General features: G+C 70.9%; 15 protein-coding genes. 11 read left to right on the forward strand and 4 right to left on the reverse strand.

What is annotated here, in order from left to right; genetic code table 11:
* Positions 1 to 31: 31 nt before the first annotated feature.
* From purD to ASF53_RS17800, 3 genes are all read left to right on the forward strand, one after another.
* Entirely contained in the window at positions 32 to 1,354 is a 1,323-nt protein-coding gene (gene purD, locus ASF53_RS17790; protein WP_056201396.1) for a phosphoribosylamine--glycine ligase, read from the forward strand.
* A gap of 13 nt (positions 1,355 to 1,367) precedes the next feature.
* Complete coding sequence (locus ASF53_RS17795; RefSeq protein ID WP_056201401.1) at positions 1,368 to 1,811, forward strand: nucleoside deaminase; 444 nt, start codon at positions 1,368 to 1,370, stop codon at positions 1,809 to 1,811.
* A 91-nt stretch (positions 1,812 to 1,902) separates the two neighbouring features.
* Positions 1,903 to 2,604, forward strand: coding sequence for an SDR family NAD(P)-dependent oxidoreductase (locus tag ASF53_RS17800; RefSeq protein ID WP_056201405.1), 702 nt, complete (start codon positions 1,903 to 1,905; stop codon positions 2,602 to 2,604).
* 4 nt (positions 2,605 to 2,608) lie between these two features.
* On the opposite strand, the gene ASF53_RS17805 is transcribed toward ASF53_RS17800, so the two are convergent.
* A complete protein-coding gene (locus ASF53_RS17805) occupies positions 2,609 to 3,514 on the reverse strand; it encodes an alpha/beta fold hydrolase (protein ID WP_056201408.1) in 906 nt (301 codons plus the stop codon).
* A 300-nt stretch (positions 3,515 to 3,814) separates the two neighbouring features.
* On the opposite strand from ASF53_RS17805, the gene ASF53_RS17810 reads away from it, so the two are divergent.
* Positions 3,815 to 5,917, forward strand: a complete 2,103-nt coding sequence (locus ASF53_RS17810) for a putative bifunctional diguanylate cyclase/phosphodiesterase (protein ID WP_056202009.1) — start codon at positions 3,815 to 3,817, stop codon at positions 5,915 to 5,917.
* 108 nt (positions 5,918 to 6,025) lie between these two features.
* On the opposite strand, the gene arsB is transcribed toward ASF53_RS17810, so the two are convergent.
* The 3 genes from arsB to ASF53_RS17825 are packed head-to-tail and all read right to left on the reverse strand — an operon-like array spanning position 6,026 to position 7,892.
* On the reverse strand, positions 6,026 to 7,093 hold the full coding sequence (arsB, locus tag ASF53_RS17815) for an ACR3 family arsenite efflux transporter (RefSeq protein WP_056201411.1): 1,068 nt from the start codon (positions 7,091 to 7,093) through the stop codon (positions 6,026 to 6,028).
* 9 nt (positions 7,094 to 7,102) lie between these two features.
* Positions 7,103 to 7,540 carry an arsenate reductase (glutaredoxin) gene (gene arsC / locus ASF53_RS17820; RefSeq protein ID WP_056201414.1) on the reverse strand — a complete coding sequence of 146 codons (438 nt, stop codon included), beginning with the start codon at positions 7,538 to 7,540 and terminating at the stop codon, positions 7,103 to 7,105.
* The gene (locus tag ASF53_RS17825) at positions 7,533 to 7,892 is read right to left on the reverse strand and encodes an ArsR/SmtB family transcription factor (protein WP_056201417.1); all 360 of its coding nucleotides are present in this window, start codon (positions 7,890 to 7,892) and stop codon (positions 7,533 to 7,535) included. The genes arsC and ASF53_RS17825 overlap by 8 nt, the downstream gene beginning before the upstream one ends.
* 50 nt (positions 7,893 to 7,942) lie before the next feature.
* Here ASF53_RS17825 and arsH point away from each other — a divergent pair, with 50 nt between their 5' ends.
* The 7 genes from arsH to ASF53_RS17855 all read left to right on the forward strand — a co-directional run bounded on the left by arsH (position 7,943) and on the right by ASF53_RS17855 (position 14,832).
* Positions 7,943 to 8,710 carry an arsenical resistance protein ArsH gene (gene arsH / locus ASF53_RS17830; RefSeq protein ID WP_056201419.1) on the forward strand — a complete coding sequence of 256 codons (768 nt, stop codon included), beginning with the start codon at positions 7,943 to 7,945 and terminating at the stop codon, positions 8,708 to 8,710.
* Between the two features lie 167 nt (positions 8,711 to 8,877).
* Complete coding sequence (locus ASF53_RS25225; RefSeq protein WP_012456035.1) at positions 8,878 to 9,054, forward strand: DUF1328 domain-containing protein; 177 nt, start codon at positions 8,878 to 8,880, stop codon at positions 9,052 to 9,054.
* Between the two features lie 90 nt (positions 9,055 to 9,144).
* A complete protein-coding gene (locus ASF53_RS17835) occupies positions 9,145 to 11,184 on the forward strand; it encodes a pseudouridine synthase (RefSeq protein WP_056201423.1) in 2,040 nt (679 codons plus the stop codon).
* Positions 11,185 to 11,196: 12 nt separating this feature from the next.
* A complete protein-coding gene (gene rsmD, locus ASF53_RS17840; protein WP_056201427.1) occupies positions 11,197 to 11,748 on the forward strand; it encodes a 16S rRNA (guanine(966)-N(2))-methyltransferase RsmD in 552 nt (183 codons plus the stop codon).
* A 72-nt stretch (positions 11,749 to 11,820) separates the two neighbouring features.
* Entirely contained in the window at positions 11,821 to 12,750 is a 930-nt protein-coding gene (locus tag ASF53_RS17845) for an aldo/keto reductase (RefSeq protein ID WP_056201430.1), read from the forward strand.
* Complete coding sequence (locus ASF53_RS17850) at positions 12,740 to 13,477, forward strand: NADPH-dependent F420 reductase (RefSeq protein WP_056201433.1); 738 nt, start codon at positions 12,740 to 12,742, stop codon at positions 13,475 to 13,477. Before ASF53_RS17845 ends, ASF53_RS17850 begins: the two co-directional genes overlap by 11 nt.
* Entirely contained in the window at positions 13,474 to 14,832 is a 1,359-nt protein-coding gene (locus ASF53_RS17855; protein ID WP_056201436.1) for an NTP/NDP exchange transporter, read from the forward strand. The genes ASF53_RS17850 and ASF53_RS17855 overlap by 4 nt, the downstream gene beginning before the upstream one ends.
* Positions 14,833 to 15,048 lie beyond the last annotated feature (216 nt).

The raw sequence follows: 15,048 nt of genomic DNA on the forward strand, positions 1-15,048 counted from the left end.
GGCCCAAAATTTTTTGGATAGGGTTCTTCTCATGACCGAGCCCTTCTCCATCCTGCTCATCGGCTCCGGCGGGCGCGAGCACGCGCTGGCCTGGGCCATCGCGAAATCGCCGCTCTGCACGCGGCTGTTCATCGCCCCCGGCAATCCGGGGACGGCGCAGCACGGCGAGAACCGGCCGGACCTCGCGGTGTCCGATCACGCCGCCGTCGTCGCCTTCTGCCGGGCGGAAAAGGTCGGGCTCGTAGTGGTGGGGCCGGAGGCGCCGCTGGTCGCCGGGCTCGTCGACGACCTTCAGGCCGCCGGCATCCCCGCCTTCGGGCCGACGAAGGCCGCGGCGCAGCTCGAAGGCTCGAAGGGCTTCACCAAGGATCTGTGCGCCGAGCACGACATCCCGACCGCCGCCTTCGCCCGCTTCACCGACCTCGATCCGGCTTTGGCCTATCTGCGCGAGCGCGGTGCGCCGATCGTGGTCAAGGCTGACGGGCTCGCCGCCGGCAAGGGCGTGACCGTGGCCGAAACGCTGCCCGAGGCCGAGGCCGCCGTGCGGGCGATCCTCGACGGAACGGAGGGCGGGGCGCTCGTCATCGAGGAATGCCTGTTCGGCGAGGAGGCGAGCTTTTTCGCCCTCTGTGACGGCACCCGTGCGGTGCCGATCGGGACGGCGCAGGACCACAAGCGCGTCCATGACGGCGACCTCGGCCCCAATACCGGGGGCATGGGCGCCTATTCCCCCGCCTCCATCGTCACGCCGGAGATCACCGAGACGGTGATGGCCCGGATCATCGCGCCGACGCTGGCCGGCATGGCCGCCCGCGGCACGCCGTTTTCCGGCATCCTCTATGCTGGGCTGATGCTGACGAGCGAGGGGCCGAAGCTCATCGAGTACAACACCCGCTTCGGTGATCCCGAGGCGCAGGTGCTGATGCCGCGCCTGACCGGCGATCTCGTGCCGGCGCTGCTGGCCGCGGCCCAGGGCGACCTCTCCGGCGTCGCCATCGGTTTCGACGCCGCCCGCGCCGCGCTCACCGTGGTGATGGCGGCGCAGGGCTATCCCGGCGCGGTGACCCGCGGCACGGAAATCCGCGGCGTCGAGGCGACCGGGAGTAAGGCGGGCGACGAGACGGTTCTGGTGTTCCAGGCCGGCACCCGCCGCGACGGCGACCTGCTGCTCGCCGATGGCGGACGGGTGCTCGCGGTCACGGCGCTCGGCGCCAGCGTCGGGCAAGCGAAAGACCGCGCCTATGCCGCGGTGAAGCGCATCGATTGGCCGGACGGCTTCTTCCGCAGCGATATCGGCGGCCGGGAGGTCACCCGCGAAGCGGCCGCCGGAGAGGCGGCTTCCAAGGGCGACTGACGAAGGGCGACGGATGCCCGATTTCCTCGACCTCGCCTTCACCGCCGCCCGCGAGGCCGCGGCTTTGGGCGAGGTGCCGGTCGGCGCGGCGGTGGTGCGGGACGGAACCGTGCTCGCGGTGGCCGGCAACCGGCCGCGCACGCTGTGCGACCCCACGGCCCATGCCGAGATCCTGGCGATCCGCGCCGCCTGCGCCGCGCTGCGCGACGAGCGGCTGACCGGCTGCGACCTCTACGTGACCCTGGAGCCCTGCCCGATGTGCGCGGGCGCGATCGCCTTCGCCCGCATCCGCCGGCTCTACTACGCCGCCTCCGACCCCAAGGGCGGCGGCGTCGAGCACGGCCCCCGCGTGTTCAACCAGCCGACCTGCCACCACGCGCCGGAGGTCTATTCGGGCTTTCGCGCGGGCGAGGCGGCGGGCCTCCTCAGGGATTTTTTTGCCGAGCGGCGGGGGTGAGCCGGGAGAGGCGTTGTTGCAGGGCCTCGAACCGCGGCTCGGCCCGGCGCGTTCGCCCCTTCATCCCCTTACCGCACCGGAGCCCCCTCCCGTGGTCCCGACCTACCAGCGCGCCCTGATCGTCGGTGCCGGCCCCGGCCTGAGCGCCTCCCTGGCGCGCCTGTTCGCGGCCGAGGGGCTGAAGGTCGGGTTGGCGGCGCGCAACACCGAAAAGCTCAACGCCCTCGCCGCGGAGACGGGGGCCGTACTCCATGCCTGCGACGCGACCGATCCGGGCGCGGTCGAGGCCCTGTTCCCCCGGCTCGAACCGGCGCTGGGCGGTGCGCCGGACGTGGTGGTCTACAACGCCAGCGGCCGGCTGCGCGGGGCCACCGTCGATCTCGATCCGGAGGCCGTGGCCCGCGCGCTCACGGTCTCGGCCTATGGCGGCTTCCTCGTGGCGCAGGCCGCCGCCCGGCGGATGCTGCCCCACCGCCACGGCGCGATCCTGTTCACCGGTGCCTCGGCGAGCGTAAAGGGATTTGCGGGCTCGGCCCCCTTCGCCATGGGCAAGTTCGCCCTGCGCGGCCTCGCGCAGAGCCTTGCCCGGGAGTGGCAGCCCCAGGGCATCCATGTTGCCCATATCGTGATCGACGGCGCCATCCGCTCCGCCGCCCGGCCCGATCCGGGGGAGCACCCCGACGCGACCCTCGATCCGGACGCCATCGCGAAAAGCTACCTCGCCCTCCTGCGCCAGGATCGCAGCGCCTGGACCGACGAGATCGCCCTGCGGCCGTGGGTCGAGCGCTTTTGAGGAATCACGCCGCCAGGAAAGCCTGCAACGCTCGCAGCGTCGGCTCGGGCGCTTCCTCGGCCATGAAGTGGCCGGAGGCGATCCGCGCGCCTTGCGCCTTCGGCGCAAAGGTCCGTTGCCAGGCCGCCAGCGCGGTCTCGGGCTTGTCCCGATCGAGATAGGCTTCGCTCGCGAGCACGAGCACCGGCATCGCCAGGGTCCGGCCCGCGGCGAGGTCGTCGCGGTCCGGCCCGTCGGCGCCGCCGGCCCGGTAATCCTCGCACATCGCGTGGATGCGCTCAGGCACGGCCCAGGCCTGCCGGTAGAGGGTGAGCGCGCGGGCGTCGAAGGCGGCCAGATCGTGTGCGGCGGTCCAGTCGCGCAGCAGCCCCTCGAAATAACCGTCCGGATCGCGGCGGATCGCCTGCTCCGGTTCCGGGGCGGGGCGCGACAGGAACGGCCAGTGCGGGTTCGCCGCGGGGTTCGCCTCGATGCGGGCCCACTGTACGTCGGTCGGCACGATGTCGAGCAGCGCGAGCCGCTCGATCCGGCCGGGTTCGTCGAGGGCGAGCCGGTAGCCGATCCGGGCGCCGCGATCATGGCCGGCCAGCGCGAAGCGGATATGGCCGAGCCGCTCCATCACCGCGACGATCTCCGTCCCGAGCCGCCGCTTGGCGTAGGCGTTCTGCCCGCTCCCCGAATCCGGCGCGGCCGACCAGCCATAGCCTTTCAGGTCGAGGGCGATGACGCGGTGCGTCTCGGCGAGCGCCGGCGCCAGCCGGTGCCACATCGCGTGGCTCTGCGGAAAGCCGTGCAGCAGCAGGAGCGGCGGTGCCGATTCGGAGCCGCCGGCCCGGCCGAACCAGCGGCCCGCCGGCCCCTCGATCCAGAGCGGCGCGAAGCCGGGAAACAGGTCGTCGCCCTCTGCCATCCGCGATCCTTCCGACGCCGCTGTCGTGCCGCGGATAACGGTTCGGCGGGGCGAAGGCTCCGGCGCACCGGATCGGACGGTCGTTTGGGGCCCTGAGATTGCGGCGATGCAACCTTGTGGAACTTTCCCAGGTCCGTGCAATTCAGGCGACAGTCTTGGGTCTCCGCTGCACTTGGGGCTCACTTGCAGCTCACTTGGGCCATCACAGCTCGGGCAAAAATTGGGCAGGATGTCCAAGTCGCGGGCATGAGGAAATATTCACGTTTGGGCGTGAAGGTCCGGCTCGTCTGCGGTGAGCCCATGCCCCTGAACGACCTCGAAGAACTCGCGCGAATCGCCTTTGACTGGCTCTGGGCCACGGATGCCGAGGATCGCTTCAGCTACGTCTCCCCGGGCGCCGAGCGCCTGCTGGGCCGCCCTCCGGAGGATCTGATCGGGGTGACGCGGTCGGCCCTGTTCTGCGGGGAGGAGGGCGCGAGCCTGGCCGCCTACCGCGAGACGATCGCCGCGCGGCGATCGTTCCGTGAACTCACTTACGTCTACCGCCATCCCGACGGCACGCCGCGCTGGTTCGAAATCAGCGGCCGCCCGCATTTCTCGCCCGAGGGCGAGTTCCTCGGCTATCGCGGCGTCGGCAGTGACGTCACCGAGCAGCACCAGACCCGGCGCGCTCTGATCGAGACGCATGCCGAACTCAGCGAGCAGAACCGGCGCTTCGACGCGGCCCTGGAGAACATGACGCACGGCCTGTGCATGTTCGATGCGGAGCAGCGGCTCCTGGTGTGGAACCGGCGCTATCTGGAAATCTTCGGCCTGCCCGAGGATGTGGTCCATGTCGGCATGGGCCAGCGCGCCATCATCGAGATGCTGGTGGCGCTCGGGCGCTACAAGCGCGGCGCCACGGTCGATGCGATCAGCGAGGGCACCCGCACCTCGCTCAGCGGCGACGGGTCGAAATCGGTGTTGCGCGAACTCGCCGACGGGCGGGTCATCGCCGTGACCCACCGGCCCATGGCCGAGGGCGGCGGCTGGGTGGCGACCTTCGAGGACATCACCGAGCGGCGGCGCAACGAGGCGCGCATCATCCACATGGCCCGCCACGACGGGCTCACCGACCTGCCGAACCGCACCCGCCTGCGCGAGGTCGGCGCCGAATGGATCACGGCCTTGCGCACCGACGCGGAGGCGCCGCTCGCGGTGCTCTGCCTCGACCTCGACCGGTTCAAGCCCGTCAACGACAGCTTCGGCCACGCGGTGGGCGACGCCCTGCTGCGGGCGGTGGCCGAGCGGCTGCGCGGGCATGTGCGCAGCCACGACGTGGTGGCCCGGCTCGGCGGCGACGAATTCGCGGTGCTCTCCCGCGTCGAGGATGCGGCCGGGGCCACGGCCCTGGCCGAGCGCCTGATCGAGGTCGTGGCCGCGCCCTACGCCCTCGACGGGATCACCGTCGAGATCGGGATGAGCGCCGGCATCGCCCTGGCCGAGGGCGACGTCCCGCACGACATCGAGCGCCTCCTCAAAGAGGCCGATCTCGCCCTCTACGAGGCGAAGACCGAGGGGCGCGGCACCGTCCGCCTGTTCGAACCGCAGATGGACGAGACCCTGCGCGAGCGGCTCGGCCTCGAACGCGAGCTGCGCGAGGCGCTCGCGCAGGACCGCTTCGAACTGCATTATCAGCCGCTCGTGGACCTGTCCGACAACCGCATCACCGGCATGGAGGCGCTGATCCGCTGGCACCATCCCGAGCGTGGGCTCGTGAGCCCGGTGGTGTTCATCCCGCTCGCCGAGGAGACCGGCCTGATCGTGCCGATCGGCGAATGGGTGCTGCGCCAGGCCTGCCGCGACGCGGTGGCCTGGCCGGGCGAGATCAGCGTGGCCGTCAACGTCTCGCCGCTGCAACTGCGCCACCGCAGCTTCGTCCAGAGCGTGCTCGGCGCGCTCGCGGCCAGCGGCCTCAAGGCGAGCCGGCTCGAACTGGAGATCACCGAGAGCGTGCTGCTCGAAGACACCGAGGCGAACCTCGAAACGCTCCACACCCTGCGCAAGCTCGGCGTGCGCATCTCCATGGACGATTTCGGAACCGGCTACTCCTCGATCAGCTACCTGCGCCGCTTCCCCTTCGACAAGATCAAGATCGACCGCTCCTTCGTGCGCGACTGCGCCGCCGAGTCGGAGGCCGGCGCGATCATCCGCGCCATCGTGAGCCTGGGGGCGAGCCTCGGCATCACCACGCTGGTCGAGGGCGTCGAGACCGAGCCGCAGCTCGCCACGATCCGGACGGAGGGTGCGCAGGAGGTGCAGGGCTACCTGTTCAGCCCGCCCCGCCCGATCCACGAGATCGCTGCCCTGCTCGAAGCCGGAACCGCCTCCGAGGGCCGGCCCGCACGGACGCTGGTGGCCTGACGGACCTTGGGGAAGGATCTGTTCGGAAGCTTTTCGAGCGCCTGGGGGACATGCTCCGGGCGCCTCTACGCACGGAGGCCGCGGTCAGACGCGCGCGGCTCTCCCGTCTCAGGTCTCCCGGGAAACCGATGGCCGCATCGCTCCTCGGACAGACGCGCCGCGCTCGTACCAGCCCTTCGAGCGGTTCACGATCCACACGACCGTGAGCATGACCGGCACCTCGATGAGGACGCCGACCACGGTGGCGAGCGCCGCGCCCGAGTTGAAGCCGAACAGGCTGATGGCGGCTGCCACTGCGAGTTCGAAGAAGTTCGAGGCGCCGATCAAGGCCGAGGGGCCCGCGACGCAGTGCTGTTCGCCCGCAGCGCGGTTCAGCAGATAGGCCAGCCCCGCATTCAGGTAGACCTGGATGAGGATCGGAACCGCGAGCAGGCCGATGATCGCCGGCTGGGCCAGGATCTGCTCGCCCTGGAAGCCGAACAGCAGCACCAGGGTGGCCAGCAACGCCACCAGCGAGACCGGACCGAGCCTCCCGAGCAGACGGTCGAGGCCGGCTTGGCCGCCGGAGGCCAGCAGAATTCGGCGGACCCCCTGCGCGATCACGACGGGGATGACGATGTAGAGCGCCACCGACAGCACCAGCGTTCCCCAGGGGACGGTGATGGCCGACAGGCCGAGCAGAAGGCCGACGAGGGGCGCGAACGCCACCACCATGATGCTGTCGTTGAGCGCCACCTGGCTCAGCGTGAAGTGCGGTTCGCCGCGGGTCAGGTTCGACCACACGAACACCATCGCCGTGCAGGGCGCGGCCGCCAGGATGATCAGCCCGGCGATGTAGCTGTCGATCTGGTCGGCGGGCAGGTACGGACGGAACAGAGTGCCCACGAAGAGCCAGCCCAGCGCTGCCATCGAGAACGGCTTCACCGCCCAGTTGATGAAGAGCGTCACGCCGATGCCGCGCCAGTGCCGCCCGACGTGCCGCAAGGCGGCGAAGTCGATCTTGAGCAGCATGGGGATGACCATGAGCCAGATCAGGACTGCCACCGGCAGGTTCACCTGGGCGATCTCGGCGGCGCCGACGGCGTGGAAGAATCCGGGCATGACATGGCCGAGCGCGAGGCCGGCCACGATGCACAGCGCCACCCAGAGGGTGAGGTAGCGTTCGAACAGGGACATCGGGCTTCCTCAGGTACTGGCGACGCGACGACTGTGCGCGTCCACCACGCGCTCGCCGTCCTCCTTCACAAACGCGCCCTGCGGGGCCGGCAGGAGGTCGAGCACTGCCTCGGACGGCCGGCACAGGCGCACGCCCTTCGGACTCACCACGAGCGGGCGGTTGAGGAGGATCGGGTGGGCCTCGATCGCGTCGAGGAGCTGCGCGTCGGTCAGCGCCGGATCGGCCAGGCCGAGTTCGGCGTAGGGCGTGCCCTTCTCGCGCAGGACGTCACGCACCGAGAGGCCGGCGCGGGCGAGCATCCGGGTGAGGAGCGCCCGGCTCGGCGGAGTCTTCAGGTACTCCACCACATGCGGCTCGATGCCGGCGTTGCGGATCATGGCCAGGGTGTTGCGGGACGTGCCGCAGGCAGGGTTGTGGTAGATCACGACGTCGAACGCCTCAGGCATGGGCGGTGTCTCCATTGGGGCAGGCGCAGGCCGACAGGGCGGCGACGGCCGGGGCGCAGACCTCGGGCCGGCCCTGGCAGCAGTCGCGCATCAGGAAGGCGATCAGATCGGACAGGCCGGCATAGGCGGCGCTGTAGATGACCGACTTGCCCTCGCGCCGGAACGTGATCAGCCCGGCATGCGAGAGCTCCTTCAGGTGGAAGGACAGGTTGGTGCTGGCGACACCGACCTCGGTCGCCAGCGCCCCGGCGGCAAGGCCGTCGGGCCCGGCGATGACGAGCGCGCGCACGACACGGAGACGGTGCTCCTGGCCGAGCGCGGCGAAGGCGGCGAGGGCTTGCCGTTCGTCCATGGCTGGTCCATCAATTCAACGTTTGTTGAAGCGTATGGAAAGAGCGCCGCGTGGACAAGCCCCATCAGCCGTTCGCCGACGGGTTGCCGAACCTCTCCGAGGCGCATGTCGAGCGGCCCACCGCCGAGCGGGTGCAGGCGTCGGCGCCGCTCGCGCACGCGCCCCGCTTCCTGATCCTCTACGGTTCGCTGCGGGAGCGCTCCTTCAGCCGGTTCCTGGCCTACGAGACGGCCCGGCTGCTGGAGGCGATGGGCGGCGAGGTGCGGATCTTCCACGCGCACGGCCTGCCGCTCCCCGACGACGCGACCGCCGACCACCCGAAGGTGCGCGAACTCCGCGACCTCTCGGTCTGGTCCGAGGGGCAGGTCTGGGTGAGCCCCGAGCGGCACGGCAACCTGACCGCCGTGATGAAGAGCCAGATCGACTGGCTGCCGCTGAGCGAGGGCTCGGTCCGCCCGACGCAGGGGCGCACCCTCGCGGTGATGCAGGTCTCGGGCGGCTCGCAGAGCTTCAATGCGGTGAACAGCCTGCGGGTGCTCGGGCGCTGGATGCGGATGATCACCATCCCGAACCAGTCCTCGGTGCCGATGGCCTACAAGGAATTCGACGAGGCCGGCCGCATGCGGCCGGGGCCGCTCTACGACCGGGTCGTGGACGTGTGCGAGGAGTTGATGAAGTTCACGCTCCTGACCCGCGGGCGGGCCGATTACCTCGTCGACCGCTACTCCGAGCGCAAGGAACGCGAACCGGACCGGCTCAAGGCGGTCGCCGCCGATGTGGGCTTTGTCCGGGCGCCATCCGCCGAGCCGGCATCGTAGGTCGGCCGAACGCGGCGGGGCCGGGCACGTCCCGGAACGCTTCGCCCCCAGCATCCGTTTTCAACGCCATCGACGGAACGATTCCGGCAGCTTGGCAATTTCTCAGCCAGGACAAGACTTCGAAGACACTGCAAGACACCGTCTGAGACGGACGTCAGGAGGATACCATGATCGGTTGGGCTGTTACCTTTCTCGTCGTCGCTCTGATCGCCGCGCTGCTCGGCTTCGGCGGCATCGCCGGCACCGCCATGGAGGCGGCCAAGATCGTGTTCTTCGTCGCGATCGCGCTGTTCCTGATCTCGGCGGTGATGGGTGCGGTGCGCGGTCGTTCGCCGCGACTGTGACCGAGCTGAACCGCACGGTTCGATGAAAGGGCGGCCCTCGCGGGCCGCCTTTTCCTTTTGTGCAACCCGCTGCTCTGATAAGGGGCGCGGATGACCGACATTCCAGACCCCTCCCCGGCCGTGCCTGCGGACCAACCCGCCACGCCCGAGGGCGAGCGCATCGCCAAGGCCATCGCCCGCGCCGGCATCGCTTCCCGCCGCGACGCGGAGGCCCTGATCGAGGCCGGCCGCGTCACCCTCAACGGCAAGGTTCTGACCTCGCCGGCGATCAACGTGACCGATTCCGATCGCATCACGGTGGACGACGAGCCCCTGCCCGCCCGCGAGCGGACCCGGCTCTGGCTGCTGCACAAGCCGCGCGGCGTCGTCACCACCGCCCGCGACCCGGAGGGCCGCCCGACGGTGTTCGACGGCCTACCCGAAGAGCTGCCGCGGGTTGTCGCCATCGGCCGGCTCGACATCAACACCGAAGGGCTGCTGCTGCTCACCAATGACGGCGGGCTCGCCAAGGTGATCGCCCATCCCGATACCGGCTGGCTGCGCCGCTACCGGGTGCGCGCCTTCGGCGACGTGACCCAGCCCGATCTCGACAAGCTCAAGAAGGGCCTGACCGTCGACGGCATGGAGTACGGCCCGATCGAGGCAACCCTCGACCGGGCGCAGGGCGACAACGTCTGGCTGACGCTCGGCCTGCGCGAAGGCAAGAACCGCGAGGTCAAGCGCATCCTCGAACATCTCGGCCTCTCGGTGAACCGGCTGATCCGGCTCTCGTTCGGACCGTTCCAGCTCGGCGACCTCGAAGTCGGCCTCGTCGAGGAGATCCGCACCAAGGTTCTCAAGGAGCAGCTCGGAAAGAACCTCGCCGAACAGGCCGGCGTCGATTTCGAGAGCCCGGTGCGCGAGACGATCGCCCCCTTCGGCAGCCCGAGGAAGGCCACGCGTGCCACGCCGGCCCCGGCGCCCGCGGCGCGGGGCCGTCATGGGGCGCGCGACGAGGGCCCCTCGGAAGCCCGTTCGGGCTCTCGCGGTGGGTCGGCCGGCCGTCCGCCGCGCGATCCCGCCCGCCCTGCCGCCCCCCGCGCCGGTGCGCGCCCGGCCCCGCGGCCTCCGTCCCCGACCGTGTGGCGCGCCGACGAGGAGACACGGCCCCGCGCCTCGAAGGTGCCGCGCCGGGGCATGGACCCCAAGACCGCCCGCGCGGCGGCGGCCGAGCGCGGCCGCGAGCGCGTCGGCGCGATTCAGGCGGCCGGCGAGCGCCGGGTGCTGGTGGAGCGGCTTCAGCCCTCGCCCGAGACCCCCGCGCCCGAGCCGCATCGCCGGGTCCGCTTCCGCAACGAGGAGGAGCGGTCCGCGCCCCGCGACAGGCCGCGCGAAGACAGGCCGCGCCAGGATCGGCCCCGCGAAGATCGGTCGCGCGAAGACCGTCCCCGTGAGGACAGGCCGCGCAGCGAGGGACCGCGCGAGAACCGCGCCCGCGACGAGCGGCCGGGCCGTGACGATTTCCGCCGCGCCCCCCCCGCGGGCGATGCCCGGCCCCGCCGCCGTGAGGACGGGGAGGCTGCACCGGCCGAGCGCCGTGGGCCGCCCCGCGAGCGTCCCTCCGATTTCGAGGGGCGTCCGCCGCGTGAGCGGAGCGAGGGCCGGCCTCAACGTGATTTCCATGAGCGCGGCGAGGGCGCACCCCGCCGCGAGCGCCCGAGCGAAGGGCGCCCGCCCGAGCGTCGCGGCCCTCCCCGCGACCGGCCCCGTGCCGCCGAGGGCGAGCGTCCGGCTCGGCCCCCGCGCGGCGCCGAGGCGTCCGATCGTCCCGCCTTCCGCAAGGGTTCCGGCAAGGGCCCCGGTGGTGGTGCGGGCAAGAGCTTCGGCGGCAAGCCCGGCTTCAAGGGCGGTGACCGCGACGGCGCCAGGGGCGATTTCAAGGGTGGCGCGAAAGGTGGCCCGCGGGGCGACTTCAAGCCCGGTGGCGGCGGCCGGCCCGGTGGGCGCCCGGGCGGTCGCCCCGGCGGCGCGCCTGGCGGTCGCCCCGGCGGCAAGCCCGGCGGTGCCCCTGGCGGTCGCCCCGGTGGTGGTGGCAAGCCGGGACCGCGCGGGGGCGGACGTCCGAGCCGCCCGCCGCGCGGCGAGGGCTAAGGGGCCTCGCGCGTGCGGATCGTCGGCGGCGAATGGCGCGGGCGCAGGCTGGTCGGACCGAAGGCGGAGGGCATCCGCCCGACCTCCGACCGCCTGCGCGAAGCCCTGTTCAACGTGCTCGCCCATGCCTACGACGATGCGGTCGAGGACGCCGTGGTGCTCGACCTGTTCGCGGGCACCGGCGCCCTCGGCTTCGAGGCGCTCTCCCGCGGTGCGGCCCGCGCGCTCTTCGTGGATGAGGGGCGCCAAGCCGGCACCCTGATCCGCGCCGCGATCGCCGCATTGGGCTGCGAGGACCGCGCCCGGCTGATCCAACGCGACGCGACCCGGCTCGGGCCGGCCCCGGAGGCCGCGTCCCTCGTCTTCTGCGATCCGCCCTACCGGAAGAACCTGGCACCCGCCGCGCTGACGGCCGCGGTTCAGGGCGGCTGGCTCAGCCCCGGCGCGCTGGTCCTCGTCGAGGAGGCCGCCGAGGCCGGTCCGGTCCTGCCGCCCGGTTTCGAGGAACTGGAGCGGCGCAGCTACGGCGAGACGGTGGTGACTTTCGCTCGGCTCGAAGGTTGAGCCCTTCGCCCGCGCCGTGAGGTTGCCCTATCTCGCTCGGGCCACGCCCGTCCGCGAGAGGAGCCCGCCTCCATGCCGCCCGTCCCGCCGCTTTCCCGCCGAACCCTTTTGCAGGGCGCGGCCTTCACCGCCGGAGCGGGGCTCGCGCCGACCCTGCTGCGCCCGGCCCGCGCCGCCGACGCCCTGATCACCCGGCCGATCCCCTCCTCCGGCGAGCGGTTGCCGGCCATGGGCATCGGCACCTCGCGCCGCTACGAGGTGGCGCCGACGCCCGAAGCCACCGCGCCTCTGCGCGAGGCGGTTGAGCGCTTCGTCGCGCTCGGCGGAAGGGTGATCGACACCGCCCCGAGCTATGGCACGGCCGAGGACGTGCTCGGCATCATCCTCCAGGGCCTGCGCGAAAAGATCTTTCTCGCTACCAAGGTCGCGGCCCGCGGCCGGGAGGCGGCTGAGGCCGAGACCGAGCGCTCGTTCCAGCGCCTGCGCACGGACAAGATCGACCTGATCGCCGTGCACAATTTGATCGACACGGAGACCAATCTCGCCGTCCTGCGCGCCCTCAAGGAGACGGGCCGCATCCGCTATGTCGGCGTCACGGTCTGGCGCGACGAGCAATTCCCCGAGCTTGAAACGGTGATGAAGCGGGAGAAACTCGACTTCGTGCAGGTGAATTACGCCCTCGACAGCCGGGCGGCGGCCGAACGCATCCTGCCGCTGGCGGCCGAGCGCGGCGTGGCGGTGATGGTCAACGTGCCCTTCGGCCGCGACCGCCTGTTCAAGGCGGTGAAGGACAAGCCCCTGCCCGCGTTCGCCGCCGAATTCGGCTGCAAGAGCTGGGCGCAGTTCTTCCTCAAATACGTGCTCGCCAACGAGGCCGTCACCTGCCCGATCCCGGGCATGGCCCAGGCGCGTTACGTCGAGGACAACCTCGCCGCCGCGACCGGGCGGCTGCCGGATGCCGCCGAGCGGCGCAAGATGGAGGCCTTCATCGATGCGGTCTGATTCTTTTGGGATTTCTCTGGGTCGGCGCGCGGCGCTGGCGCTCCTCGCCGGCTCGTTCCTGCTCCCCGCGCTGCCCGCTTTCGCGCAGTCCGAAACGACAAAAAGAATCGGGATCATCGGGGCGGGCAATATCGGCGGCACGCTCGGCCGGCTCTGGATCAAGGCGGGCTACGAGGTGTTCTTCGCCTCCCGCCATCCGGAGGAATTGAAGCCACTGGTGGAGGAACTCGGGCCCAAGGCGCGGGCCGGAACCCCGGCCGAAGCGATCGCCTTCGGCAACGCCGTGCTGATCGCGGTGCCCTATAAGGCCTATCCGGAGCTGGGGCGTGAGAACGCCGCGGCGCTCAAGAACAAGGTGGTGATCGATGCCGGCAATGCGGTGAAGGCCCGCGACGGGGCGGTCGCCGACGAGGTCGAGCGCGACGGCATCGGTACGGTCTCGGCCAAGTATCTGGCCGGTGCTCGCGTGGTGCGCGCCTTCAATGCGGCCAACTACAAGATCTTCCAGAAGAATGCCGGCCGGCCCGAGCCGCGCATGGCGGTGCCGATCGCCGGCAACGATCCGAAGGCGCTGGAGACCGCCCGCACCCTGGTCTCGGATGCCGGCTTCGACCCCGTCGTGGTCGGCGAACTCAAGGCGGCCGATACCTTTGCCATGGGCTCGCCCGGCTTCGGCCATGACCTCTCGGCGCCGGAACTGAAGCAGAAGCTCGGGGTGAAGCCTTGAGCGAGGCTCCGGCCTCTTCCTTCACGAACCGTCTCGCCCGCCTCGTCGATGTGAGGCCGGGCGAGGGCCCGGCGCTGGCGTGGTCCTGGGCCTACATCTTCGCCCTGCTCGCGAGCTACTACGTGCTGCGCCCGATCCGCGACCAGATGGGCGTGGCGGGCGGCCTGGAAAACCTGCCCTGGCTGTTCCTGGCGACCTTGATCGGCATGCTGGCGCTGAACCTGCCCTTCGCGTGGCTGGTCAAGCGCCTGCCGCGGGCGCGCTTCGTGCCCCTCACCTACCGCTTCTTCATCCTCAACATCCTGATCTTTGCCGGCCTCATCGCGATGGCCGAGGGTGAGACGGCGGTCTGGGTCGGCCGGGCCTTCTTCGTCTGGCTCTCGATCTTCAACCTGTTCGTGGTCTCGATCTTCTGGGCCACGGTGGTGGATGTGTTCTCGACCGAGCAGGGCAAGCGCCTGTTCGGCTTCATCGCCGCGGGCGCGACGCTCGGCGCCATCTGCGGCTCGGCGGTGACGGCGACGCTGGCCCGCGACGTGCCGACCTGGGCGCTGCTCATCGCCGCCGCTGTGCTCTTGGAAGCGGCGGTCTTCGCCATGCGGGGCCTCGCCCGCCTGATCGGGCGCCTCCACGAGGTGCCGGAGGAATCGCGGGCGGGCGACGTCATCGGCGGCGACATCTGGGCCGGCATCCGGCGCACTTTCGCCTCGCCCTACCTCCTGAACATCGCGCTGTTCCTGGCGCTGTTCTCGATCACCGCGACCTTCCTGTATTTCGAGCAGGCGGCGGTGGCCAAGAACAACTTCCCCAGCCGGGGGGCGCAGACCGCCTTCTTCGCCAACGTCGATCTCGCCGTGAACGCCCTGACGCTCGGCGTGCAGCTCTTCCTCACAGGGCGCATCACCCGCTGGCTCGGGGTCGGGGTGACGCTGGCGCTGTTGCCGGCGGCGAGCATCATCGGGTTTGCCGCGCTCGCGCTCTCGCCAAGCGTCGCCTCGGTGGTGGTGATCTACGTGCTGCGCCGCGCGGGCAACTTCGCCATCGCCCGGCCGGTGCGCGAGGTGCTGTTCACGGTGGTGCCGCGCGAGGATCGCTACAAGGCCAAAAGCTTCATCGATACGGTGGTCTACCGTCTCGGCGATCAGATCGGCGCGTGGTCCCATGCGGGGCTCACCGCGCTCGGCTTCGGCGGCCACGCCGCGGCGGTGGTGGCGGTGCCGCTCTCGGCCGCGTGGCTCCTCAACGCGCTCTGGCTCGGCCGGGCGCAGGCGCGGCGGCAAGACGCGGCACAGCAAGAAGCGGCACAGCTGGCGGCACAAGCAGACGACAATCCGGCGTCGTTGCCACCGCGCTGACCTTGAGATCAATTGTTGCAAAGGTTGTTTTCAGTTTAACCCTGTCTCTGCCGGGCGGATGCGATGCGCTTGGACAGCGGGGACAGGCGGCGATGCGGCATCGCAGCGCGCGCATGTTTTCGGCGACAATCGGACATAGAACAGAAACAGTCGCCGTGCGGTATTCGTGGGATCATCCCGCGCCATGGCTCGGGCAAGGCTTCGTGTCTCTCACAA

It is taken from the genome of Methylobacterium sp. Leaf123 (assembly GCF_001423405.1).
Lineage (GTDB): Bacteria > Pseudomonadota > Alphaproteobacteria > Rhizobiales > Beijerinckiaceae > Methylobacterium.

What these genes read in the sequence shown, in the direction of transcription:
- purD (WP_056201396.1), top strand. Translation starts at nt 32, where the DNA reads ATGACCGAGCCCTTCTCCATCCTGCTCATCGGCTCCGGCGGGCGCGAG.
- ASF53_RS17795 (WP_056201401.1), top strand. Translation starts at nt 1,368, where the DNA reads ATGCCCGATTTCCTCGACCTCGCCTTCACCGCCGCCCGCGAGGCCGCG.
- ASF53_RS17805 (WP_056201408.1), bottom strand. Translation starts at nt 3,514, where the DNA reads ATGGCAGAGGGCGACGACCTGTTTCCCGGCTTCGCGCCGCTCTGGATC.
- ASF53_RS17810 (WP_056202009.1), top strand. Translation starts at nt 3,815, where the DNA reads ATGCCCCTGAACGACCTCGAAGAACTCGCGCGAATCGCCTTTGACTGG.
- arsB (WP_056201411.1), bottom strand. Translation starts at nt 7,093, where the DNA reads ATGTCCCTGTTCGAACGCTACCTCACCCTCTGGGTGGCGCTGTGCATC.
- arsC (WP_056201414.1), bottom strand. Translation starts at nt 7,540, where the DNA reads ATGCCTGAGGCGTTCGACGTCGTGATCTACCACAACCCTGCCTGCGGC.
- ASF53_RS17825 (WP_056201417.1), bottom strand. Translation starts at nt 7,892, where the DNA reads ATGGACGAACGGCAAGCCCTCGCCGCCTTCGCCGCGCTCGGCCAGGAG.
- ASF53_RS25225 (WP_012456035.1), top strand. Translation starts at nt 8,878, where the DNA reads ATGATCGGTTGGGCTGTTACCTTTCTCGTCGTCGCTCTGATCGCCGCG.
- ASF53_RS17835 (WP_056201423.1), top strand. Translation starts at nt 9,145, where the DNA reads ATGACCGACATTCCAGACCCCTCCCCGGCCGTGCCTGCGGACCAACCC.
- ASF53_RS17845 (WP_056201430.1), top strand. Translation starts at nt 11,821, where the DNA reads ATGCCGCCCGTCCCGCCGCTTTCCCGCCGAACCCTTTTGCAGGGCGCG.
- ASF53_RS17850 (WP_056201433.1), top strand. Translation starts at nt 12,740, where the DNA reads ATGCGGTCTGATTCTTTTGGGATTTCTCTGGGTCGGCGCGCGGCGCTG.